Source organism: Clostridiisalibacter paucivorans DSM 22131 (assembly GCF_000620125.1).
In the GTDB taxonomy this organism is placed as follows: Bacteria; Bacillota; Clostridia; order Tissierellales; family Clostridiisalibacteraceae; genus Clostridiisalibacter; species Clostridiisalibacter paucivorans.
In genome coordinates this window covers 14,072-39,322 of record NZ_JHVL01000002.1, presented here as the reverse complement: position 1 = coordinate 39,322, position 25,251 = coordinate 14,072, and the positions used below count along the sequence as shown (strand labels likewise).

General features: G+C 31.5%; 25 protein-coding genes. All 25 read left to right on the top strand.

Translation table 11 applies throughout. The annotated features are described in order from the left end of the window. Positions 1–36: 36 nt before the first annotated feature. Positions 37–1,281 (top strand): NAD(P)-dependent malic enzyme, encoded by a 1,245-nt coding sequence (locus tag Q326_RS0101080; protein ID WP_026893695.1) that lies wholly within the window; start codon positions 37–39, stop codon positions 1,279–1,281. Beyond that, positions 1,271–3,085 (top strand): translation elongation factor 4, encoded by a 1,815-nt coding sequence (gene lepA / locus Q326_RS0101075; protein WP_026893694.1) that lies wholly within the window; start codon positions 1,271–1,273, stop codon positions 3,083–3,085. The genes Q326_RS0101080 and lepA overlap by 11 nt, the downstream gene beginning before the upstream one ends. A gap of 69 nt (positions 3,086–3,154) precedes the next feature. Continuing rightward, positions 3,155–4,291, top strand: coding sequence for a radical SAM family heme chaperone HemW (gene hemW, locus Q326_RS0101070; RefSeq protein ID WP_026893693.1), 1,137 nt, complete (start codon positions 3,155–3,157; stop codon positions 4,289–4,291). A 215-nt stretch (positions 4,292–4,506) separates the two neighbouring features. Further along, entirely contained in the window at positions 4,507–5,538 is a 1,032-nt protein-coding gene (hrcA, locus tag Q326_RS0101065; RefSeq protein ID WP_026893692.1) for a heat-inducible transcriptional repressor HrcA, read from the top strand. A gap of 96 nt (positions 5,539–5,634) precedes the next feature. Next, complete coding sequence (gene grpE, locus Q326_RS0101060; RefSeq protein ID WP_051531008.1) at positions 5,635–6,255, top strand: nucleotide exchange factor GrpE; 621 nt, start codon at positions 5,635–5,637, stop codon at positions 6,253–6,255. Positions 6,256–6,281: 26 nt separating this feature from the next. Continuing rightward, on the top strand, positions 6,282–8,132 hold the full coding sequence (gene dnaK, locus Q326_RS0101055; RefSeq protein WP_026893690.1) for a molecular chaperone DnaK: 1,851 nt from the start codon (positions 6,282–6,284) through the stop codon (positions 8,130–8,132). An 81-nt stretch (positions 8,133–8,213) separates the two neighbouring features. Further along, a complete protein-coding gene (gene dnaJ, locus Q326_RS0101050; protein WP_026893689.1) occupies positions 8,214–9,350 on the top strand; it encodes a molecular chaperone DnaJ in 1,137 nt (378 codons plus the stop codon). A 183-nt stretch (positions 9,351–9,533) separates the two neighbouring features. Then, on the top strand, positions 9,534–10,481 hold the full coding sequence (gene prmA / locus Q326_RS0101045; RefSeq protein ID WP_026893688.1) for a 50S ribosomal protein L11 methyltransferase: 948 nt from the start codon (positions 9,534–9,536) through the stop codon (positions 10,479–10,481). Further along, the gene (locus Q326_RS0101040) at positions 10,482–11,222 is read left to right on the top strand and encodes a 16S rRNA (uracil(1498)-N(3))-methyltransferase (protein ID WP_026893687.1); all 741 of its coding nucleotides are present in this window, start codon (positions 10,482–10,484) and stop codon (positions 11,220–11,222) included. A gap of 8 nt (positions 11,223–11,230) precedes the next feature. After that, entirely contained in the window at positions 11,231–12,541 is a 1,311-nt protein-coding gene (gene mtaB, locus Q326_RS0101035) for a tRNA (N(6)-L-threonylcarbamoyladenosine(37)-C(2))-methylthiotransferase MtaB (protein ID WP_026893686.1), read from the top strand. A 62-nt stretch (positions 12,542–12,603) separates the two neighbouring features. Further along, positions 12,604–12,948, top strand: a complete 345-nt coding sequence (locus Q326_RS0101030) for a histidine triad nucleotide-binding protein (protein ID WP_026893685.1) — start codon at positions 12,604–12,606, stop codon at positions 12,946–12,948. An 86-nt stretch (positions 12,949–13,034) separates the two neighbouring features. After that, positions 13,035–13,217 carry a 30S ribosomal protein S21 gene (rpsU, locus tag Q326_RS0101025; RefSeq protein WP_026893684.1) on the top strand — a complete coding sequence of 61 codons (183 nt, stop codon included), beginning with the start codon at positions 13,035–13,037 and terminating at the stop codon, positions 13,215–13,217. A gap of 12 nt (positions 13,218–13,229) precedes the next feature. Beyond that, on the top strand, positions 13,230–13,673 hold the full coding sequence (locus tag Q326_RS0101020; RefSeq protein ID WP_026893683.1) for a GatB/YqeY domain-containing protein: 444 nt from the start codon (positions 13,230–13,232) through the stop codon (positions 13,671–13,673). Between the two features lie 185 nt (positions 13,674–13,858). After that, a complete protein-coding gene (locus Q326_RS0101015; protein WP_034600739.1) occupies positions 13,859–15,151 on the top strand; it encodes an NfeD family protein in 1,293 nt (430 codons plus the stop codon). Positions 15,152–15,200: 49 nt separating this feature from the next. Continuing rightward, complete coding sequence (gene floA / locus Q326_RS0101010) at positions 15,201–16,196, top strand: flotillin-like protein FloA (RefSeq protein ID WP_026893681.1); 996 nt, start codon at positions 15,201–15,203, stop codon at positions 16,194–16,196. 22 nt (positions 16,197–16,218) lie between these two features. Then, positions 16,219–16,743 carry a hypothetical protein gene (locus Q326_RS0101005; RefSeq protein WP_026893680.1) on the top strand — a complete coding sequence of 175 codons (525 nt, stop codon included), beginning with the start codon at positions 16,219–16,221 and terminating at the stop codon, positions 16,741–16,743. Positions 16,744–17,003: 260 nt separating this feature from the next. Further along, positions 17,004–17,270 (top strand): sporulation protein YqfC, encoded by a 267-nt coding sequence (gene yqfC / locus Q326_RS0101000; protein ID WP_026893679.1) that lies wholly within the window; start codon positions 17,004–17,006, stop codon positions 17,268–17,270. Positions 17,271–17,283: 13 nt separating this feature from the next. Next, complete coding sequence (gene yqfD, locus Q326_RS0100995; protein ID WP_026893678.1) at positions 17,284–18,468, top strand: sporulation protein YqfD; 1,185 nt, start codon at positions 17,284–17,286, stop codon at positions 18,466–18,468. Positions 18,469–18,490: 22 nt separating this feature from the next. Continuing rightward, positions 18,491–19,450: a PhoH family protein gene (locus Q326_RS0100990; protein WP_034600729.1), complete on the top strand. Its 960-nt coding sequence runs from the start codon at positions 18,491–18,493 to the stop codon at positions 19,448–19,450. A gap of 24 nt (positions 19,451–19,474) precedes the next feature. Further along, complete coding sequence (locus Q326_RS0100985; RefSeq protein WP_026893676.1) at positions 19,475–21,577, top strand: HD family phosphohydrolase; 2,103 nt, start codon at positions 19,475–19,477, stop codon at positions 21,575–21,577. After that, the gene (ybeY, locus tag Q326_RS0100980; RefSeq protein ID WP_026893675.1) at positions 21,578–22,030 is read left to right on the top strand and encodes an rRNA maturation RNase YbeY; all 453 of its coding nucleotides are present in this window, start codon (positions 21,578–21,580) and stop codon (positions 22,028–22,030) included. 18 nt (positions 22,031–22,048) lie between these two features. Further along, positions 22,049–22,747 (top strand): diacylglycerol kinase, encoded by a 699-nt coding sequence (locus Q326_RS0100975; RefSeq protein ID WP_026893674.1) that lies wholly within the window; start codon positions 22,049–22,051, stop codon positions 22,745–22,747. A gap of 58 nt (positions 22,748–22,805) precedes the next feature. Next, positions 22,806–23,879, top strand: a complete 1,074-nt coding sequence (locus Q326_RS0100970) for a DUF3048 domain-containing protein (RefSeq protein WP_026893673.1) — start codon at positions 22,806–22,808, stop codon at positions 23,877–23,879. Then, complete coding sequence (locus Q326_RS0100965; RefSeq protein WP_026893672.1) at positions 23,880–24,296, top strand: cytidine deaminase; 417 nt, start codon at positions 23,880–23,882, stop codon at positions 24,294–24,296. Further along, positions 24,286–25,173 (top strand): GTPase Era, encoded by an 888-nt coding sequence (gene era, locus Q326_RS0100960; RefSeq protein ID WP_026893671.1) that lies wholly within the window; start codon positions 24,286–24,288, stop codon positions 25,171–25,173. Before Q326_RS0100965 ends, era begins: the two co-directional genes overlap by 11 nt. The last annotated feature ends 78 nt before the right edge of the window (positions 25,174–25,251 follow it).

Genomic DNA, 25,251 nt, shown 5'->3' with positions numbered 1-25,251 from the left:
AGAAAAAAATTACTGTAATTAAAGGGAGGAAATAAAATGGATTTTGTTGAAGAAGTTTTGAATTTACATAAAGATAAAAAGGGAAAGTTTGAAATAAAGAGTAAATTGCCTGTGAGAAATCAAAGAGAACTGTCTTTAGCATATACTCCAGGAGTAGCTGAGCCTTGTAAAGAGATTCATAAAGATAAAAATTTAGTATATGATTATACATCGAAGGGTAATTTAGTGGCAGTTGTTTCTGACGGGACTGCTGTTCTAGGTCTTGGCAATATAGGACCAGAGGCGGCTATGCCAGTTATGGAGGGAAAATCTATATTATTTAAAGAGTTTGCAGCTATTGATGCATTACCAGTATGTTTAAATACTACAGATGTAGACAAAATAGTGGAAACTGTTAAACTTTTAGAGCCTACATTTGGAGGTATCAATTTAGAAGATATAGCGGCTCCAGCATGTTTTGAAATAGAAAAAAGATTAAAAGAATCTATGGACATACCAATATTTCATGATGACCAACATGGTACTGCCATAGTTGTATTAGCAGGTATAACTAATGCCTTGAGATTGTTAGGAAAAAATATAGGAGATATAAAAGTAGTAGTAAATGGTGCGGGAGCTGCTGCTACGGCTGTGTCTAAGTTGCTTTTAAATAGAGGAGTTAATAACCTTATTATATGTGATAGGCAAGGTGCCATCTATAAAGGTAGGACTGAAGACATGGACAAGTATAAGTCTCGTATGTCAGAACTGACTAACAAAGATAGAAGAAAAGGGACACTGAAAGATATAATTAAAGATGCAGATGTATTTATAGGGCTTTCTGCTGGGAAAGTGTTGAGTAAGGAAATGGTTAGTACTATGGCTAAAGATCCTATTGTATTTGCTATGGCGAATCCAGTTCCTGAGATATTGCCTGAGGATGCAAAGAAAGGTGGAGCTAAAATAATAGCTACAGGGCGTTCTGATTTCCCCAATCAGATAAACAATGTATTGGCATTTCCAGCTGTATTTAGGGGTGCTTTAGATGTAAGGGCTAAAGATATAAATGAAGAAATGAAAATTGCAGCAGCTGAAGCTATTGCTGATATAATAAAAGAAGAGGAATTACATGAAGAGTATATAATACCAGACCCCTTTGATTTAAGAGTAGTGCCTAAAGTTGCAGTGGCTGTAGCTAAAGCAGCTAGGGATACAGGGGTAGCTCAATTAGAAGTTGACTTAGAATATATTGAATCAAATGCTAGAAAGTTAATACTGAAGGAGGAAAACAATGAAGTTTGATAAAAGACAGAGTAGGGTAAGAAACTTTTCTATAATAGCCCACATAGATCATGGTAAGTCTACATTGGCAGACAGACTTATTCAAAAGACAGGATTGCTTACAGAAAGAGAAATGCAAGAGCAGATATTAGATAATATGGATTTAGAAAGGGAAAGAGGCATAACTATAAAGCTTCAGACAACTAGATTGGTTTATAAAGCTAATAATGGCAATGAATATATCTTTAATCTTATAGATACTCCAGGACATGTAGACTTTAACTATGAGGTTTCTAGAAGTTTAGCTGCATGTGAAGGGGCATTATTAATAGTTGATGCAGCACAGGGTATAGAGGCTCAAACCCTTGCCAATGTGTATTTAGCTTTGGAACAAGATTTAGAAATTGTACCTATTATAAATAAGATTGATTTACCCAGTGCAAGACCTGATGAAGTTAAGAAAGAAATAGAAGAGGTAATTGGATTGGATTGTGAAGGCATACCTATGGTTTCTGCTAAGGATGGTATAAATATAGAAGATGTACTCGAAAGTATAGTGGAGAATATACCTGCTCCAGAAGGTGATAAGGAAGCACCTCTTAAGGCATTGATATTTGATTCTTATTATGATAGTTACAAAGGAGTAATAGCAGATATCAGAGTTATGGAAGGTACCATAAAGCCAGGTATGGAAATAAAGATGATGGCATCGGGAAAGAAATTTGAGGTAGTTGAGGTAGGAATATTTGCTCCGATGCAGTTACCAGTGGATGAGTTGTCTGCTGGAGATGTTGGATATGTAGCAGCTAGTATTAAAAATGTTAGAGATGCAAGGGTTGGAGATACAGTAACAGAAGCGGATAGACCAACAGAGAAGCCTTTGCCAGGGTATAAAAAAGTAACTCCGATGGTTTATTGTGGTATATATCCTGCAGAGGGAGAGGATTTTAACAATGTAAGAGAGGCATTAGAAAAACTTCAAGTAAATGATGCTGCTCTTGCATTTGAATCAGAATCATCTATAGCATTGGGTTTTGGTTTTAGATGTGGGTTTTTAGGATTATTGCATTTGGAGATTATACAGGAAAGATTAGAAAGAGAATTTGATTTGAATATAGTGACTACTGCTCCCAGTGTAATATATAAAGTTATGCAAACAGATGGAGAGATGATAGAAATTCAAAATCCAACAAATCTTCCCGATGTACAGGAGATAGAATATATGGAGGAACCCATAGTAAATGCATCTATCATGAGTCCTACTGAATATGTTGGACCTATAATGAAATTATGCCAGTCTAGAAGGGCTAAATTTATAGATATGGAATATTTGGAAGAAACTAGAGTCTCAATACATTATGAAATACCGTTAAATGAAGTAATTTATGATTTCTTTGATGCTCTCAAATCAAAGACAAAGGGATATGCATCATTGGATTATGAGCTTAAAGGCTATAAGCAGTCTGATTTAGTGAAACTAGATATATTAATAAATAAAGAATTAGTTGATGCCTTTTCTATAATTGTCCATAGAGAGAAGGCGTATGAAAGAGGAAGAGATATAGCAGAGAGGCTTAAAGATGTCATACCAAGACATATGTTTGCAATACCTATTCAGGCTTCAGTAGGAAACAAAGTAATAGCTAGAGAAACTATAAAAGCTATGAGAAAAGATGTCTTATCAAAATGTTATGGAGGAGATATATCTAGAAAGAAAAAACTTCTTCAAAAACAAAAAGAAGGAAAGAAAAGAATGAGACAGGTAGGAAACGTAGAGGTTCCTCAAGAGGCATTTTTATCTGTATTGAAATTTGATGACAAATAATATATCTATATTTGGTGGCAATTATACAAGATTGCCACTAAATATAAGACTATAACTAGGAGTGAAATTATGGAAAAGATGGGGTTATATATACATATCCCTTTTTGCATAAGTAAATGTTTTTATTGTGATTTTAATTCTTGGGACGATAATTGGGAAATAGTTGATAAGTATATTGCATATATAAAAAAAGAAATAAATATGTACGCAGATAAGTTAAAGGATTATATAATAGACACAATTTTTTTCGGAGGTGGTACTCCATCAGCTATTGATGGAAAATATATATATAATATACTGGAACATGTATATCAAAACTTTAATGTAGGAAGGGAATTGGAAGTAACTTTGGAAGGAAATCCGAAGACATTTGATCAAGAGAAACTTTCTATATATAAATCTTCAGGAATAAACCGTATAAGTTTAGGTGTACAGTCCCTGAATGATGGTATATTAAAGAGTATAGGAAGAATACATGATAGTAAGGATGTTTTAAATACTTATAATGCAATAAGAAAAAAAGGATTTAAGAATGTGAATTTTGATATAATGTTTAACTTGCCAGATCAAAAGATATATGATGTATTGGAAACATTGAAAAAATCTATAGAAATAGGGGTTGAGCACATATCTTTTTATAGTTTAAAAATTGAAGAAGGTACACCTTTTCATAATATGTATTTAAAACATCAAATAAAATTACCTGATGAAGATGATGAAAGAAGGATGTACCATCAGGGAATAGAATTATTAAAGAAGAATGGAATCAAACAATATGAAATATCTAACTTTGCCAAAGATGGATATTTGTGTAGGCACAATCTCATGTATTGGGAGATAAAGCCCTATTTAGGAATAGGTGTTGGAGCCTATTCTAATTTATTTAATAAAAGATGGGGTAATAAAGAAAAAATAATGGATTATTTTAATGATATAGATAATAATATGTGTCCAATAAGTGAAACTGAATATATAGATTACCAGATGGAAATTTCAGAATATATAATATTGGGTCTTAGATTGAATAAAGGGATAAATTATGACTCCTTTTTTCGGAGATTTAATGTAGATATTGAAAGCTTGTTTGGAAATAAAATAGAAAAGTTGAAGAAGCAAGGCCTTATTGTACAAGAAGGCCCTGTTTTAAAATTAACATCAATTGGATTAGATTTTTCAAATATTGTGTTTGGGGATTTTTTATTTTAGAATATGTATCAAATATTGGAAAGGTCAATAATAAAATAATAATATTTTCATTAATATAAAATATTTTTGCATAAAGGTATTGACAAAAGCTATTTTCAATGATAATTTAGAAGCGTAAAGTTTAGCACTCAATCAACTAGAGTGCTAATAAATTGATATTAAATCTTGAAAGTCAGTTATAGTCTCATTGGATTGAATAATTGGGGTGATTATTTATGATTATTGATGATAGAAAGCTAAAGATACTACAGGCCATCATCCATAATTATATAACTAATGCAGAACCGGTCGGTTCTAGAACAATATCGAAAAAATATGATTTAGGTGTGAGTTCAGCTACTATAAGAAATGAGATGTCAGATTTAGAAGACTTGGGATTTCTTGTTCAGCCCCATACATCTGCAGGGAGAATACCTTCAGACAAGGCTTATAGACTTTATGTTGATAGTCTTATGAAGGTTAAGACTGGTCAGCTAAAGTATAAAGACAGAATAAAAGATATTCTTTTAGAAGAAGTAGGGGAAATAGAACAGGTCATTCAGAATAGTTCTAAAATATTATCTCAAATTACTAAATATACATCTTTGGCTATAGCACCTAGGATAAAGCAAAGTAGACTAAAACATATACAGTTAGTACCCATAGATGATAATAAAATATTGGTAGTTATAATAACAGATTCAGGTGTAGTTAAAAACACCATGTTTAGAGTAGATGAGTATATTTCTACAGATCATTTGACTATAATAACTAATTTATTAAATGCAAAGCTTGAAGGACATATAATAGGGCAAATAGGCAAGGAACTAGAGGAAAGTCTTGTAAAGGAAATATATAATTATAAAAATACATTGAGAAATGTTATACCTCTATTTAACCAATGTATAAATGAATTGGAAGAAATAGAATTGTTTTCTGAAGGATTGACTAATATATTTGATTTTCCAGAGTATAAAGATGTATCTAAAGCTAAAGCCTTTATATCATTCATGGAAAATAAGCAATTTGTAGTAGATATGCTCATGAGAGGATATAGTGGAGATATAGATGTAACTATAGGTAGTGAAAACAGTCATAAAGAACTTGAAAATTGTAGTATAATTACTGCCACATATAATCTTGATGGAAAGACTATAGGGAAAATAGGAGTTATAGGCCCTACCAGGATGGATTATTCCATGGTAATACCTGTAGTAAAAGTTGTGGCGTTGAATTTAAATGACATTTTGACAAAGTATTTTATTTGATGATACAAAGGTATTAGATTGTATACAATTAATATCTTTGTATTGTTAAAATAATTATTTGAATTATGCCTTAATACAATGAAAGAGGTGAAGTAGTTGATTAAAGAGGAAAAGGACCCCAGTGAGACTATAGAAGAAGGGGGAGATAGTAAAGAGAAAAGTGAAACTAAAAAACATATTGATAGTGAAAATTGTGATCAACAAGCTGATGAGATTAAAGATGATGTTGATGATCAAGAATGTAGTCAAAAATCAAATGATATTGACTACAGGAAAGAGTATGAAAAATTATTAAAGGAGAAAGAAGATTTAAACAATAGCTATACCAGATTGCAGGCCGATTTCACTAATTATAAAAAGAGGTCAGAAAAGGAAAAGCAATCTATATATAAATATGCTTGTGAAGAGTTAGTAACAGAACTGTTAGCTGTGATAGATAACTTTGATAGGGCATTAAATGTAGATGATAAGTTTAAAGAAGATAGCTTTTATCAAGGTGTGAGAATGTTATATGAACAGCTAATGGAAATACTTAAAAAAATAGGATTAGAAGAGATAGAGGCTAAGGATGAAACCTTTGATCCTAATTTTCATTATGCAGTAATGCAAGATGAAGCTGAAAATAAAGAGTCCAATACAGTAACTGAAGTTTTACAAAAAGGATATAAACTAAAGGATAAGGTCATAAGACCTAGTATGGTAAAGGTATCAAAATAACAGAGAATATACAAGGAGGATTTAAAATGGGAAAAGTTATAGGAATTGACTTGGGAACAACAAACTCATGCGTTGCCGTAATGGAAGGCGGAGAATCAGTAGTTATATCTAATGCGGAAGGAAATAGAACAACACCTTCTGTTGTAGCATTTACTAAAGAAGGCGAGAGATTAGTTGGAGAGACAGCTAAACGACAAGCCATAACTAACCCTGATAGAACTATAATGTCCATAAAGAGACATATGGGTACTGATTATGGCGTGGATATTGATGGTAAGAAACATACACCTCAAGATATATCTGCAATGATTTTGCAAAAATTAAAATCAGATGCTGAAAATTATTTAGGAGAAAAGGTAACCGATGTAGTAATAACAGTGCCAGCGTATTTTACTGATAGCCAAAGGCAAGCTACAAAGGATGCAGGTAGGATATCAGGGCTAAATGTATTGAGGATTATTAATGAGCCAACAGCTGCTTCATTATCTTATGGTCTTGACAAGGTTGATGAACAACAAAAAATAATGGTGTTTGACCTTGGTGGAGGTACATTTGATGTATCTATACTTGAATTGGGAGATGGAGTATTTGAAGTTGTTGCTACTAAAGGAGACAATATGCTTGGTGGGGATGATTTTGACCAAGTAATAATAGATTACTTAGCTGAAGAATTTAAGAAAGAAAATGGTATAGATTTAAGAAAAGATAATATGGCATTGCAAAGACTAAAAGAAGCTGCTGAAAAGGCAAAAAAAGAACTTTCTAGTACAATGACTACCAATGTAAACTTACCATTTATTACTGCTACTCAAGAAGGTCCTAAGCATCTAAATATAGATTTGAAGAGAGCAAAATTTGAAGAACTTTCATCTAATCTTGTAGAAAGGACATTGGGACCTACTAAGGATGCATTATCAGATGCAGGATTATCACCATCAGATATAGATAAAGTAATATTAGTTGGTGGTTCTACAAGGATACCTGCTGTACAAGAAGCTGTAAAAAAACTTACTGGCAAAGATCCACATAAAGGAGTAAATCCAGATGAGTGTGTGGCATTGGGAGCTGCAATACAAGGTGGAGTTTTAAGTGGTGAAGTTAAAGATGTATTATTATTAGATGTAACACCATTATCTTTAGGAATAGAGACATTAGGTGGAGTTGCTACAAAGCTTATAGAGAGGAATACTACTATACCTACTAAGAAGAGCCAGGTATTTTCAACTGCTGCTGATAATCAAACAGCTGTTGACATACATGTACTTCAAGGTGAGAGACCAATGGCTAAAGACAATGTTACTTTGGGAAGATTCCAACTTTCTGGTATACCACCAGCACCAAGAGGTGTACCACAAATAGAGGTTACTTTTGATATAGATGCCAATGGTATAGTTAATGTTTCTGCTAAAGATTTAGGAACTGGTAAAGAGCAAAAGATAACTATAACAGCATCTACAAACTTAACAGATGAAGAAATAAATAAGAAAGTAAAAGAAGCAGAGAAGTTTGCTGAAGAAGATAAGAAGAGAAAAGAAGAGATAGAGGTTAGAAATAATGCTGATTCTTTAGTATATCAAACTGAGAAAACATTGAAAGATATGGAAGGCAAAATTTCAGAAGATGAAAAGTCAAAAGTTCAGGGTAAATTAGATGAATTGAAAAAATCCTTAGAGGGAGATAACATTGAAGATATTAAGAAGAAGACAGAAGAATTGACAAATGCGTTCCATGCTATATCTCAAAAGATGTATGAACAGGCACAACAACAAGGGCAAGCACAGCAAGGGCAAGCAGAACAAGGGCAACAAGAAAATAATCAAAGCGATGATAATGTGGTAGATGCAGATTACGAAGTAGTAGATGATGAAGACAAATAATCTAAAATTTACCAAAGCTAAATCTTAAGATTTAGCTTTGGTTTTTAACTGTAATAGTCAAAGCTAGAAGGTGGTGAGAAATTGAGTAAAAGGGATTATTATGAAATATTAGGAGTAGATAAAAATGCATCTCAAGATGAAATAAAGAGAGCATATAGAAAAGTGGCAAAGAAATATCATCCCGACTTAAATCCAAACAATGAAGAAGCCTCTGACAAACTTAAAGAGGCCAATGAGGCGTATGAAGTATTGAGTAATAGTGAAAAGAGACAAAGATATGATAGATTTGGTCATGCTGGAGTCAATGGAAATGGAGCAGGAGGACAAGGATTTGAGCAAGGCTTTGGAGATTTTGGAGATATTTTTGGAGATATTTTTGGAGATTTCTTTGGTGGAGGCTTTTCTTCAAGACAAAGGAAATCAGGGCCAAAAAGAGGTGCTGATATCAAATATCAAATAGATATTGATTTTGAAGAGGCAGCATTTGGTGCAGAGAAAGAGATAAAGTTTAGGAGGATGGAAGATTGTTCTGTATGTAATGGAACAGGGGCTAAACCAGGAACCAAAAAATCTACTTGTACTAAATGTAATGGAACAGGAGAAGTTAGATATGCTCAAAAGACTCCTTTAGGGCAATTTGTCAATGTTAAAACCTGTGATGAATGTAATGGTACAGGTGAAAATATAGAGAGTCCTTGCAATAAATGTCATGGAACTGGGAAAGAAGCTAAGATTAAAAAAATTAATATAAAAATACCAGCAGGTGTAGATACTGGATCAGTAATGCCTTTAAGAGGAGAGGGCGAACCTGGAGAAAAGGGTGGCCCTAGGGGCGATCTATATATATATATAAATGTTAGACCTCATAAGATATTTAATAGAGAAGGAAATGACGTTATTTGTGAATTCCCTATAACCTTTGTTCAAGCAGCTTTAGGAGATGAGGTTGAAGTACCTACATTAGACGGAAAAGTTAAATATAAAATACCAGAGGGTACGCAAACTGGAACGGTATTTAGATTAAAAAATAAAGGAATACCGAATTTAAGAGGATATGGAAGAGGAGATCAATATGTTAAGGTAGTAATTGAAGTGCCTAAAAATTTAAACGAGAAGCAAAAAGAAATTTTAAAAGAGTTTGCTAAGGAAACAGGAGAGACTTTCCATCAACAAAAAAAGGGTTTTTTTGACAAAGTTAAAGATGCTTTTGGAGGATAAAGTAATTTAATTATGGAGAATCAAAGCGGCGATATTCTTCGCCGTTTTGATTTTAAATAATCATATTTATACTTTATAATATGAGATTATTCCATTTAATCTGGTATTTTTAAAAAATATGAGTTATAATAATTAGATGAATACCAACTGTTAAATACATGAATAATAAAGGATGTGGATACTATGAAGTGGATAGAGGTCCAAGTCGAAACTACTACAGAAGCTGTAGAGGCAGTGTCTAATATATTATATGAGGCTGGAGCAATTGGTCTAGTTATAGAAGATCCTAATGATATAATATTTACAAGTAAAAACGAAGATGATTGGGACTATATAGATCCTGAATTATTAGAAAATGAATTTGAAGGTGTAACAGTAAAGGGATATTTAGAGGAAAGTGAAGACTTGATAGATAAAATAGAGCTTATAAGACAAAATGTAGAAAAAATTCCTCAATATAATCTGGATAAGGGACTTGGAAATGTTACCACATCTGAGATAGATGATCAGGATTGGGCAAATACATGGAAAAAGTATTATAAGCCTAAAAAAGTTGGTAATAGAGTAGTTATAAAACCTTCCTGGGAAACATATGAGAAAATAGAAGATGATATAATTATAGAACTTGATCCAGGAATGGCATTTGGTACAGGCACCCACGAGACTACAATAATGTGCATCCAGCAATTGGAAAAATATGTACACAATTTAGATACAGTTTTTGATATAGGATGTGGCACTGGTATTTTGTCAATTGCTGCTGCTAAATTGGGAGCTGTAAGCATTATAGGCATAGATTTAGACCAAGACTCTGTTAGAGTGGCAAGGGAAAATGTCAGAAAAAATGGGGTAGCCAATACTGTACAAATAAAAGAAGGTAATCTTTTAGATGTGATTGAGGGAAAAGGTAATGTCATTGTTGCCAATATAATAGCATCTGTAATAATAGATTTATCTAAAGATATTATTAGGTTTTTAGAAGAAGATGGAGTATTTATTGCTTCAGGGATAATTTTTGAGAAGATAGAAGAAGTTAAGGATGCGTTAAAGAGCAATGGACTTAAAATAATAGATGAAATAATAATGGGCGAGTGGGCATGTATTGTTTCAAAGCCCAAAGAGGTAGATTAAATGCATAGATTTTTTGTAGATAAAGATAATATAACTGATGAATATATTACAATAACTGGTGAAAATGTCAATCATATAAAAAATGTTTTAAGGTTAAAAGTAGGGGATGAAATATTTCTTTGTGATGGTGAAAGGAATGACTATCTGGTAAAAATAGAAGCTATTGCTAAAGATAAAGTGACTGGATTAATAATTGATAAGATGAAGTCTAAGGGCGAGTCTGATGTTGAAGTGATTCTATACCAGGGAATGCCTAAAGGTTCTAAAATGGAATTGATTATTCAGAAGGCAACAGAATTAGGAGTTAGTAAAATAGTACCTATGATAAGTGATAGAGTTGTAGTTAAATTTAAAGATCATAAAAAGACTTCTAAAAAAGTTGATAGATGGAATAAAATAGCATTAGAGGCATCAAAACAATGCAATAGAGGAATTGTCCCTAAAGTTACTAGTCCAGTGAAATTTAAGGATGTTTTAATAGAGCTTAAAGATAAGAAAAATATAATTGTACCCTATGAAAATGAAGAAAACATAAGTATAAAGAGTGTATTGAGAAATATATCTAAAGACAGTGTGAATATTGTTATAGGTCCTGAAGGTGGGTTTGAAGAGTCAGAAATTGAAAATTTCAAATCTATAAATGCGAAAATAGTTTCTTTGGGTTCTAGAATACTTAGAACTGAAACGGCTGGCATAGTAACGGTAGCATTGGCACTGTATGAGTTGGAAGATGTGGAGTGATAAATAGAATGTGTAAAGTAGCTTTTCATACCTTAGGTTGTAAAGTGAATCAATATGAAACTGAAGCGATGGGTGAAATATTTGAAAAACGAGGATATACAATAGTAAATGACCAAGACTATGCGGATATATATATAATTAATACTTGTACTGTCACCAATATGGGGGATAGAAAATCACGACAATTTATTAGAAAAGCTAAGCGAATAAATAAGGATGCAGTCATAGGTGTAGTAGGCTGTTATTCTCAAATTGCCCCTGATGAAGTAGCAAGTATAGGAGATGTGGATATAGTATTGGGTACACAGAATCGTAAAGATATTGTAGATTTATGTGAAAAAGTTATGGAAAATAGTCAGAAGATAAAAAGTGTAGGAAATATAATGGATGTTTCAGAATTTGAGACATTGAATATAGAAAATGTTAAAGGCAAGACTAGGGCTTTTGTTAAGATTCAAGATGGATGTAGTCAATATTGTACCTATTGCATAATACCATTTACTAGAGGACCTATAAGGAGTAGAAATAAAGATGATATTATATTAGAAGTAAATAGATTGGCTGATGCAGGATTTAAAGAAATAGTACTTACTGGAATACACATAGCCTCATATGGTAAAGATTTGGGTAACATTAGGTTAATAGATATTATAGAAGAGATTAACCAGATACCTTCTATTGAAAGAATAAGGTTGAGTTCTGTAGAGCCTAATATGATAACAGAAGATTTTATAAAAAGAGTCAAGGAATTACCTAAGTTTTGTAATCATTTTCATCTTTCTCTACAAAGCGGTAGTGATTTTGTACTAAAAAGAATGAATAGAAAATATACTAGTAAAGAGTATTTAGATAAGGTCAATCTTATAAAAAGATATATGCCCAATGTAGGACTTACTACTGATATAATAGTAGGCTTTCCTGGAGAGACAGATGAGCAATTTGAGGAAACCTGTAAATTTGTTAAGAAGATAGGTTTTTTAAAGGTGCATGTATTTAAATATTCTCCTAGAGAGGGGACAGCAGCATCTAAGTTTAAAGAACAGATTAACGGTAGGATTAAAAGAGACCGTAGCAAGAAATTAATAGAGATATCAGAAGAGATGACTAAGAAATATTTAAAAGGATTTTTGAATAAAAGGATGGACGTATTATTTGAATCTGATGTGAAAGACCATGTGGAAACGATGGAAGGATATACTACAAATTATATAAAGGTTATGGCTCCTTGCAAAAGTGATATAGAGGGAGAAATACTAACAGTTTTAACAGAGCATATTAAAGAAGAAGAGATTATAGGAAAAATAATTGAAGATATATAGAGGATTTTTTTAAAAAATATAGAATATAGTTACAAAGAATATCTGTTGAGGAGGTGATAGGTATGACAGATTGTATATTTTGTAAAATAATCAATGGTGAGATACCTTCTGATAAAGTATATGAAGATGACAAAATATTGGCCTTTAATGATGTTGACCCCCAATCTCCAACTCATATATTGGTAATACCTAAGGAACATATTGAATCATTAAATCATTTGGATGAAAATAATATAGATATCATAAAAGAAATATATATTAAAATCAAGGAAATTGCCAAAGAACAAGGTTTATCTGATAGAGGATATAGAGTAGTTACTAACTGTGGAAAAGAAGGGGGACAGACAGTGGGTCACCTACACTTCCATTTATTAGGAGGAAGAAATCTTCAATGGCCTCCAGGCTAATGTAGATATATTTATTGCAAGATAGGCAGTTTTAATGTAGAATAATTAAGGGTCTAATTGCAGTACTAGAGGGGAGGGAGATGTAGATGACAGAGATCAAAATTGGAGACAATGAATCCTTAGATAATGCTTTAAGAAGATTCAAGAGACAATGTGCTAGAAGTGGAGTTTTGTCAGAAGCAAGAAAAAGAGAGCATTATGAAAAGCCTAGTGTAAGGCGTAAAAAGAAAGCTGAAGCAGCTAAGAGAAAAAACAGCCGTAGAAGATAAGAGGTGAAGTGGATGTCTCTCAAAGAGAAGCTGATGGAAGACTTAAAAATGTCCATGAAGAATAAAGATAAACTTAAAAAAAATGTTGTCACAATGGTCAGAGCTTCTATTAAACAAAGAGAAGTTGATGATAGAGTGGAGCTTAAAGATGAGGATATTTTAGATATTATATCTAAGCAAGTTAAACAGAAAAAAGATTCAATTGAAGAGTTCCAAAAAGGCCATAGAGAAGATTTAGTTCAGACTGCTGAGAAAGAAATAGAGATCCTTATGGAATACTTACCTGAACAATTAACTGAAGAAGAGCTTTCTATAATGGTAAAAGAAGTCATAGATGAAGTTGGAGCAAAAGATATGAAAGATATGGGTAAGATTATGGGCAAGATGATGCCTAAGATAAAAGGTAAGGCAGATGGAAGTATGGTCAATAAGATTGTAAGGCAACATTTGAACTAGTAAAAGCCTGGATACTTTGTATTCAGGCTTTTTAATGATTGTGTTATTTTCAAGTTATTTGTAAAGACTTAAGGCCTGGTACCTATATTAAAAAAATAATATTTTTTGTAGAATATAATTATTTGATGATATTTTAATAAAAAGGGTATAAAATAATAGCATAGGAGAAGAATGGAGGTGACATAGTGCTTAGAAGAAATTTTGGAAAGGTTTATATAATAATTGTAGTTATGATATTAGTCAGTAGTTTTGGTTTTGCTGAAAATGATGGAGATGTATATGTAATACCTATTACAGGAGAGATAAATAAAGCAACATCCCAATTTGTAAACACCCAATTAGAAAATATTAAAAATAAAAATGTATCTGCAGTTATATTTGAAATAGATACGTATGGAGGTCTTATATCTGAAGCAGAAAAAATAAAGGAATCTATCATGTCATTAGAGATACCTACAATAGCATTTGTCAATAAAAAGGCAGAGTCAGCTGGAGTTTTAATTACTATATCAAATGATTATATAGTAATGGCTGAAGGAGCCAGCATAGGTTCTGCAGAAACTATACCTAATACAGAAAAGGTTATGTCTATGTGGGTAACATGGCTTAGAACAACTGCGGAACAGAATGGGAGAGATTCAGAATTGGTTGCAGCTATGGCAGATAAAGATATAGAGATAGAGGGCATAGTTAAAGAAGGGGACCTTTTGAATTTAGGACATAAATGGGCCTATGATTTAGGTTTTGCAGATGCTATAGCAAATAATTATAATCAGGTATTAAAGAAACTCAATTTAGACTATGAGGAGATAAAACCAATAGAAAAGGATTTACAGATTAAAATTGCTGAAATAGTAGTAAACCCTTATGTTGCAGCAGCTATATTGGCAATAGGATTCATTGGCTTTGTAATTGAAATATTGACACCTGGATTTGGTGTAGGGGGAACTATTGGATTATTAGCCTTTGCACTGTTCTTCGGTGGGAATATGCTAGCAGGAAACTCTAATTGGGGTGCAGTAATATTATTTGTAGTAGGTCTCATATTGCTCCTTGTAGAGGCTGTTGCACCAGGATTTGGGATACCAGGTATTGGTGGTATTATAAGTGTGGTTTTAAGTGTAATAATGGCATCGAGTTCAATAGAAACAGCAATAATGTCTTTAGCCTTTGCAGTAATTCTTGCTATTATTGCGGCAGTATTATTAATAAAATATGGACCTAAAAATCCTTATTTAGATAGGATAATATTATCTACTAAACAAGAAAATAAAAAGGGGTATACAAGTAATCAAGTGAAAGCCTCATATGTAGGCAAAGAAGGATTAACACTGACTACTTTAAGACCTGCAGGAACTATATTGATAGATGACATAAGGTTAGATGTAGTTTCAGAGGGAGGATTTATAGCTAAGAATAGTAAGGTCAAGGTTGTTAAGATAGAGGGTTCCAAGATAATAGTAAGAAAAATTGATTAAAGTATTTATGTTAAATAAATATTTAAAATAAAAATAAGGAGGTTTAAATATGCCTGGATTTGTATTTGTAGTAGTTATTGCAGTAGTTGCTTTGGTGCTTTTAGCATTATTATTTAGTTTTATTCCAGTAGGATTATGGATTACAGCTTATTTTTCAGGAGTTAAAATAGGGTTATTTACTTTAGTTGGAATGAGGTTTAGGAGGGTAATTCCTTCAAGAATAGTAAATCCTCTTATAAAGGCTACTAAGGCAGGTCTTGATATAGGCGTTGATAAACTTGAAGCCCATTATTTAGCGGGAGGAAATGTAAATACAGTTGTAGATGCATTGATAGCTGCTCAAAGGGCTAATATAGAGTTGCCATTTGAAAGAGCTGCAGCTATAGATTTGGCAGGTAGAAGTGTATTAGAGGCTGTACAAGTGAGTGTAAACCCTAAAGTTATAGAGACACCTAAGGTTGCGGCTGTAGCAAAAGATGGTATAGAGGTAATGGTTAAAGCTAGGGTTACTGTGAGAGCTAATATAGAAAGACTAGTTGGAGGAGCTGGAGAAGAAACAATAATAGCTAGAGTTGGAGAAGGAATAGTTACAACGGTAGGTAGTGCAGGGAGTCATAAAAAGGTGTTAGAAAATCCCGATGACATATCAAAAAATGTCTTGGATAAAGGACTAGACGCAGGCACAGCCTTTGAAATACTATCCATCGATATAGCAGATGTGGATGTCGGAAGGAATATAGGGGCACAATTGCAGACGGATCAAGCAGAAGCCGATAAGAGGATTGCTCAAGCCAAGGCAGAGGAAAGAAGAGCTATGGCAGTAGCTAAGGAGCAAGAAATGAAGGCAGAAGTTCAATCTATGAGGGCTAAAGTTATTGAAGCGGAGGCTCAAGTGCCATTGGCATTATCTAAAGCATTAAATGAAGGTAAATTAGGTGTAATGGATTATTATAATATGAAGAATATATTAGCTGATACAGATATGAGGAATGCAATATCAAGAGTACCAAAGTCTGACTCAAATGAAGAAAAAAAAGATAAATAGATAATCGGAGAGGGTGATTATTATGGACTTTGGCGATATTCTTAGTTTTTTAGCAATTATAGGGATTCCTCTAGTAAAGAAAAGTTTAGATCAAAAAAAGAAAATAGATGAAAGAAATAAAAAGAGGAACCAGAGTGTATCAGTAAACAAGATTGAACCAAGAGATAGAAAAAATAGGGAAGAAAATTTAAAACAAAAATCTAATAAAAAGAGTATATTTGAACAAATAACAGATACAATAAATTCTGAATTAGATAATTTGAAAGAAAAAGATAAAGGAATAAAAGATAATAAAAAAGTAGAAGAATTAGTAGAATATGAAGATGATTTTAAAATTGCAAAAGAGGATAAAACCCTGGGAAAAGAGAAATATAGAACATCTGATGTTAAAGATGAGTCAATATATGGGGAGTCTATAAAAGATGAAATCAAAAATGGAGAAATTGGTACACAGATAGATTTAGATTTTTCCTCTGATGCATTAATTAAAGGAATAATAATGTCAGAGATATTGTCTAAACCTAAGAGTATGAGGATAAAAGAATAATATAAGTAAGAGAGTTAGTAGTTCGTAGCTAGTAGTTAGTAGTTAATGATAGAATCCATAGTATTCTATCATTAAACTAATAACTATTTACTACTGACTACTAACTTTTATTTTATGCCTTTGCCATAACTGTATATGTGTCAACAATCTTCAGCTTAATTATAAGGGCTGTATTTTTTTTGAATATATGCATAGGATTATTTTAATAATCATAGATTTAATATATGGAGTGTTTAAACTATATTTAGGGGGAAATAGAAATGAATAAAATAAAATATGCTTTTACAGAGGCTCTAGAGCTCCCGAGGGATATAGTTTTAGATTTGCCTAAAATAACATTGGTAGGAAAGTTACAATTAAATATAGAAAATCATAAAGGAGTATTAGAGTATAGTAAAGACATTATAAGGGTAAAAGGGAATGGGGTTGTGGTTAAAGTGTATGGTAATAATATGATAATAAGGAGTATTATTGAAGAAGAAATAGTCATAAGTGGTGAAATTAAAAAGATAGAGTATATAGACTAGGGGTGAAAATCTCTTGCTAGTTATAAGAATATGGAATTATTTTCGTGGATATGTTATTATTAAAATTGAGGGGCTAACCCTTGAAAGATTCATAAATATGGCTGTTTATAAAGGGTTATATCTGTGGGATATTGAAAGAATAGAGTATACCATATTGCAGGCAAAAATAGGAGTTAAATCATATAAAAAGATGAAGTCTATTATTGAAAATATAGGATGTAAGGTTGAAGTTGTAGAAAAAAAGGGTTATCCTTTTTTGATTCATAGATTAAAGTCTAGAAAAGCAATGGTATTGGGTTTCTTTCTTTCTATGATTACCCTGTTTTTTTTAACTTCTTTTATATGGGTAATAGACATAGAAAGCTCAGATAATATAGATGAACAGAAACTATTACAATATCTCTATGAAATGGATATTAAACCAGGTATTAGAAAGTCAGATATCAATATAGACAGAATAGATGCAAATATTTTGAGAGATATAGAAGAACTATCATATGCCCATGGTGAAATAAATGGAGTTAGATTGGTTATAAATGCTAAAAAAAGATCAGATATATCAAAAGCATTAGACGATGAAACTCCATGTAGCCTTGTAGCTAAAAAAAAGGCAGTAATTGAAAAAATAGTAGCTAAGCAGGGAAAGGCATTGGTAAAAAAAGGGGATGTAGTAGAGAAGGGTGAACCTTTAATATCAGGAATTATTAGCGATGAGACAATGGAAGAACCTTTGTTTGTCCATGCAGAAGGAGAAGTGTTAGGAAGAACACTTTATAGGGCAGTAATTAAAGAGCCTATTTTTAGAGTACTAAAGACTGAAACAGGGAAAAAATATACTGTTAAGGAATTAAAGTTGGGAGAAAAAAGAATAATGCTTATGAATGGAGAAATTCCATTTAAAGAGTATAGAGAAGTGATAAGAGCAAATAATATTCCTGATAAAGGATTTATAAAATTGCCCATAGATATTATTGTACATGAATATAGAGAACTGGAAGTTAAGAGATACAAACAAAATATAGATGCTATAAAAAAAGAATCATCAGTTAAAGGAACGGAAAAAATAATAAAGGAAATACCTGATGAAGCTAAAATTGTTTCTAAGGAAGTGAATTTTTTTACAGAAGAAGATGTATTGGAGGCACATGTTATAATAGAAGTTATAGAAGATATAGTTGTAGAAAATAAAATACCATAAATTTATAAAGGGAGGATAAAGATTGGAAGAAAAGAGAATTGAAATCACAGGAGAAGATTTCACAAAAATTTTATTTGGAAATTTCGATGAAAATATAAAAATGATAGAAGGAGAATTGGATGTTAATATAATATCTAGAGACGGTGAGATAAGAATAATAGGCCCAGAGAATAATGTAACTATTGCGGAAAAATTGATAAATAAATTGATAGATATAATTGAAAAGGAAGGGAAACTTACTAAGCAGACAATAAGATATAGTATAAATTTAGTAAGTCAGGGACAAGAAGAAAAGATAAAAGATTTATTAAATGATATAATATGTGTAACTGCATCAGGTAAAACTTTGAAGCCAAAAACATTAGGACAAAGAAGATACGTAAATGCTATAAAAAATAATGATATAGTATTTGGGATAGGACCAGCAGGAACAGGGAAAACATATCTTGCAGTAGCTATGGCTATAAATAGCTTTAAAAATAAAGAAGTAGATAGAATAATATTGACAAGACCAGCAGTAGAAGCAGGTGAAAAGCTAGGTTTTTTACCTGGAGATCTTCAAGACAAAGTAGATCCATATTTAAGACCACTTCATGATGCTTTATTTGATATATTAGGAGCTGAGAGTTACCTGAAATATAAAGAAAGGGGACTTATTGAAATAGCTCCATTGGCATATATGAGAGGAAGAACTTTAGATTCATCGTTTGTGATATTGGATGAAGCTCAAAATACTACTCCAGAACAAATGAAGATGTTTTTAACAAGATTAGGTTATGGATCTAGAGCCATTATTACAGGAGATATAACGCAAATAGATCTTCCAAAGGGAAAGGTGTCAGGATTAAAACAGGTATCTAAGATATTAGACAGTATAAAAGGTATAAATTTTATATATTTAGACAAGAATGATGTTGTAAGACATAGACTAGTGCAACGAATAATAGAAGCATATGAAAAATTTGAAAAGAAGAAAAAATAATTTTTAGCTTATGGAGGTATAAATATGCCTTTAATAAATAAAATAATAGGGGAAAAATATAAAAATAGTAAATTGCATAATTTATTTAATAAAACATTGGTTAGACAAGCTATAATATACATTGTATTTACTGTTTTATTGTCTATTATAGTAGTTTCCAATATTATGTCAGCAAAAATAGTGCTAAAACCTGGAGAAATAGCTGTAGAAAACATAAGAGCTACTAAAGAGATAGTAGATGAAGAGGCTACAAACAGGTTAAAAGAAGAAGCGATGAATGAGATAGAACCTGTATATGAAGTGAATCCAGCAGTATCGGTGAAGATAAAAAATCAAATAAAAGGGCTATTTAAATATATATATGATTTCAAGCAAGAAGCAGAAGGAGATCAGGCATTAGCCATTGATTATTTAAAGAATAATTTTGAATTTAAACTCACTGACAATAACTATAAGACATTGTTAAATGAAGATATAGAAGTATTGAAAAAATTAGAGAACTACATTGTATATGATATAATAAACCCTTTTATGGCCTTAGGTATAAAGGAAGAAGAGTTAGAATATGAGAAAGAAAATATATCAAAGGTTTTTAATAGTTTGGATGATTTACCATCAGATATTAAAATAATAGGACAAGATATAGTTCATAAGACGTTAAAACCCAATAAGTTTTTAGACTTTGAAACTACTCAATCCAAAAGACAAGAGGCATCAGAGAGCATAGACCCTGTTATTATAAAAGAAGGAGCATTGATTGTATCTAAAGGAGAAAAAATAACTCAGAAGACTTTAGATTTAGTAAAAAAAGCAGGTATATTAAGGGCAAATGATGGCACAGATATTAAATTAATAGCAGGTGGCTTTTTATTAGTACTTATATTTCAGGCCATAATTATAGGATATTTATTTGTATTGGATAAAGATATACTAAAAAACACCAAAAAAATAACAATTTTGGCAATAATAATACTAGGTGCCCTTATAATATCTAAGGCTATATATAATATATCACCATATTTGATGCCTATATCTGCTGCTGCAATGCTGATATCCATACTGATAAATCCTAAATTATCTGTATTGATAAATTTCATTATATCTATTTTATTAGGTGTTATTACAGGAAATGATATAAATGTGGTTACAATGTGTATAATAGGCGGTACAGTAGGAGCGATAGGGGTAGTTTATGCAAATCAAAGACATAATATTTTTTTGACAGGATTGTTAATAAGTTTAGTTAATGTTATAAGTATCATTACCTTTGGATTGATAGGAGATTTAGGATATACAGACATAATCAAAGATAGTATATATGGAATAATAAATGGAGTTTTTAGTGCAGTTTTAACTATAGGGTCTTTACCATTTTGGGAAGGTGTATTTTCTGTAGTTACTCCATTAAAACTGTTAGAACTTTCCAATCCAAACAATCCATTATTGAAAAAATTGCTATTAGAAGCACCAGGGACATATCATCATAGTATAATAGTAGGTAATTTAGCTGAAAATGCTGCAGAAGCTATAAATTGTAATCCATTAGTAGTAAGGGTGGGAGCATATTATCATGATATAGGAAAATTAAAAAGGCCTTATTTTTTCAAGGAGAACCAATTGGGTTCAGATAATCCCCATGACAAAATAAATCCTAGTCTCAGTACATTAATAATAACTAGTCATATAAAGGACGGTATAGAATTAGCCCAGAAGTATAAGATACCAAATGTAATTAAAGATATAATACAGGAGCATCATGGTGATACATTAGTGGCTTTTTTCTATCACAAGGCTATGAATGGGGAAAATCCTGATTTAGTTCAAGAGGATAGCTTTAGATATAGTGGACCTAAGCCTCAGTCTAAAGAAGCTGCATTGATTATGATAGCAGATTCTGTTGAAGCAGCAGTAAGGTCTATTCAACAACCTACAAAGGGAAAGATAGAGGCCCTTGTGAGACAAATAATAAAGTCAAAATTAGATGATGGACAATTAGATGAATGTGATTTAACTCTTAAAGATTTAAATATTATAGCAAATTCTTTTTTAAATGTACTGTTTGGAATATTTCATGAAAGAATAGAATATCCTAAGTTAAATTTAAAGGAGTTAAAGGGAGGAAATTAAGTGGATTTATTATTGGATAACAGACAACAGGAAATTGAAATAACTAATGAAATGATAGAAATGCTCAAAGAAGTTATAAAAGAATGCTTAAATATAGAAAGTAGAACTGAAGATTATGAATTGAGCATTTCAATAGTAGATGATAATGAAATAATGAAATTAAATAAAATCTATATGGGAAAAGATAGACCAACAGATGTATTATCTTTTCCCATGGAAGATAATACGTTATTTGATGGACAATTACCTATGCTTGGAGATATAGTTATATCGGCAATTACAGCTAAAAGGCAATCAGAAGAGTTTGGGCATTCCTTTGAAAGAGAAATGGCATATCTTACAGCTCATAGTATGTTTCATCTTATGGGATATGATCATATGGAGGAACAGGAAAAAAATATTATGAGAGAAAAAGAAAAACAAGTTATGAAAAATCTTGGATTATTTAAATAAAGAATTGGGAGTATTGAGATGAGGGTAAGAAAACTTATAGATAGTTTTAACTATGCAGTTGAAGGTATTATATATACTTTAAAGACCCAAAGAAATATGAGGATACATACTTTGGCTGCATTTTTAGTACTATTTTTTAGTTTATTTATTAACTTTAGTAGAGTTGAGCTTATAATTCTTTTTTTTACTATATCGTTAGTAGTTATAACAGAGATGATTAATACAGCTATTGAAAAAGCCATAGATATTTATACTAAGGAATATCATCCATTGGCTAAAATAGCAAAAAATGTAGCCGCAGGAGCAGTATTGGTATCGGCAATAAATGCTATTATAGTTGCATATCTATTAATGTTTGATAGAGTAAATCCATATACCCATCATATTATAACTAAAATAAAACAGATTCCAATCCATTTGACATTCATAAGTTTAGTTATAGTAACAATAATAACAATTGTAATAAAAAGTACTAGCAAACAAGGGACTGCATTTAAAGGTGGAATTATCAGTGGACATGCTGCCATATCTTTTGCCATATCTACATCTATAACATTTATTACTGAAAATACCCTTGTAGCTACTCTAACTTTTTTTAGTGCTTTTTTAGTTGCTCAGAGCAGAATAGAAGGGAAAATCCATTCTACATTACAAGTAATATTAGGTGGGATAATTGGTATAATTATAACAGTAATTATATTTCAGGCTTTTGGATAAAAATAACAATTCTTGGACATTGATTCTAAGAAGTAGAGTTAAAAGTGGAGGTTGGTTTATGAAAAAAAATGTAATGTTGTTATTAATTTTATGTTTTATATTGGCACTTTCAGGTTGTAAAAGTTCTAAACCAGTAAACAATGAAGAAAATAAAAAAGAAGATGCTATAGAAAAACCTAAATTGCCTGAAGAGGAGGAAGAAGAACCAATAATAGAAAAAGAAGGCGTACCTTCTCCATTAAGTGGAATTTATGCACCAGAAGAAATAGTAAATAGAAGACCTGTTGCGGTTATGTTTGATAACCATAAGGGGGCAAGATGGCAAGCAGGATTAAATCAGGCTGAGATTATATATGAATTTTTAGCAGAAGGAAAGATAACTAGATATATGGGATTATATTTAATAAATGATCCAGATTTAATTGGTCCCATAAGAAGTGCTAGACCTTATTTTATAACTGCTTCCTTGGAATATGATGCTGTATATGTACATGATGGAGGTAGCCCACAGGCTAAATTAGATGTAAAAAGACTTGGTATACCAGATATAAGTGCCCAATCTACAGGCAAATATGTATTTTGGAGGTCGGCTGGAAAGAGTAATAAAAGGCCCCCCCATAATGAATATTCCAGTGTGAAAAGGGTAAGGGAGACCCAAGAACAAAGGGGATATAAACCAACAGGAGATTATCAGCCTTTTAAATTTAATGAAGATTTCAAAAAAATAGATGGAGAAGAGGCTAAGGTAATAAATATAAATTATTTTTCAAATAATAAGACAAAATATGTATATGACGAAGAAAATAAGGAATACAAAAGATACAAAGATGGCAAGCTACATATAGATGAAACTGATGAAACACCTATAACGGCAAAAAATATAATTATTCAAAGAGCCAAAACTAGAATAATAGATAGTGAAGGAAGACTGTCTATTAGTTTAGTTGGTCAAGGAAAGGGTATATATATAACTGGTGGAAAGTCTATACCAGTGAAATGGAAAAAAGACAGTAGAAGGTCAAAGACATTATTTTATGATGAATTAGGAGAAGAAATAGTCTTAAATCCTGGAGTTACATGGATACAAGTGGTAAAAACAGATACAGATATTAATATAGAGCAGGGTGATTAAATGAACAAAAAAAAACTTATAAATATGGCTATAAAGGCAAGAAAAAATGCCTATGTCCCTTATTCTAGATTTCATGTAGGAGCAGCATTAATTACAAAATCAGGAAAGATATATACAGGATGTAATATAGAATCAGCTTCTTATACCCCTACTAATTGTGCAGAGAGAACTGCAATATTTAAAGCTGTGTCAGAGGGTCATAGAGACATAGAAACTATAGTTATAATAGGAGATTCTGAATTCACATATCCTTGTGGAGTGTGTAGACAAGTAATGAGGGAATTTAACAAGAATATGCATGTAATAATTGCTAAAGATGAGAACAATTTTAAAGAATATACTTTGGAGGAACTTCTACCCAATAGTTTTGGGCCTGAAGACTTGAAAAATAAAGAGGAGAGATGTAATGAGTTATAAATCAGGATTTGTAACAATAGTTGGACGACCAAATGTAGGTAAATCAACATTAATAAATAAAATAATAGGTGAAAAAATAGCTATAATGTCTAATAAACCTCAAACTACTAGGAATAAGATTCAATGTGTATATACAGAAGATGACTTTCAGATAGTTTTTTTAGATACTCCAGGTATACATAAACCTAAAAATAAATTGGGTAAGTATATGACAAATGTAGCATGGGATGCGCTAAAAGAAGTAGATGTAATTATATTTATGACTGATGAGGATAGTTCTGTAGGCAAGGGAGATGACTATATAATAAATCAGTTAGCCCATATAAATACGCCTAAGGTATTGGTGTTAAATAAAATAGATAGATTGAAGAAAGACAAAATAGTGGATATAGTAAAACAATTTGAAGCATATAATGTATTTGATAATATAGTGCCAATATCATCTTTGAATGGTAAAAATATAAATAATCTTATAGAAGTATTGAAAGAAATAATTCCTGAAGGACCTCAATATTTTCCAAAAGATATGATAACTGATCAACCAGAAAGGCTCATAATAGGAGAAATAATCAGAGAGAAGGCATTGCATTATTTAGATCAAGAGATACCTCACGGCATAGCTGTAGATATAAATAAGATAGAAAAAAGGAAAGACGGTGAAATAATAGATATTTTAGCTACTATATATTGTGAGAGAGATTCTCATAAAGGTATAATAATAGGTAAAAATGGTAGAAAACTTAAAGGAATTGGAAAAAGTGCCAGAATTGATATAGAAAGATTATTGGGAAGCAAAATTTATTTAGATTTATGGGTTAAAGTTAGTAAAAATTGGAGAGATAAAGAAAATATAGTAAAGAGAATGGGATATAAATAAATTATACTTTACATTTTGTCTGTAACTTTACATTGATAACACTTTTTACATTGTATATTTAATATATAAAGAACCAAA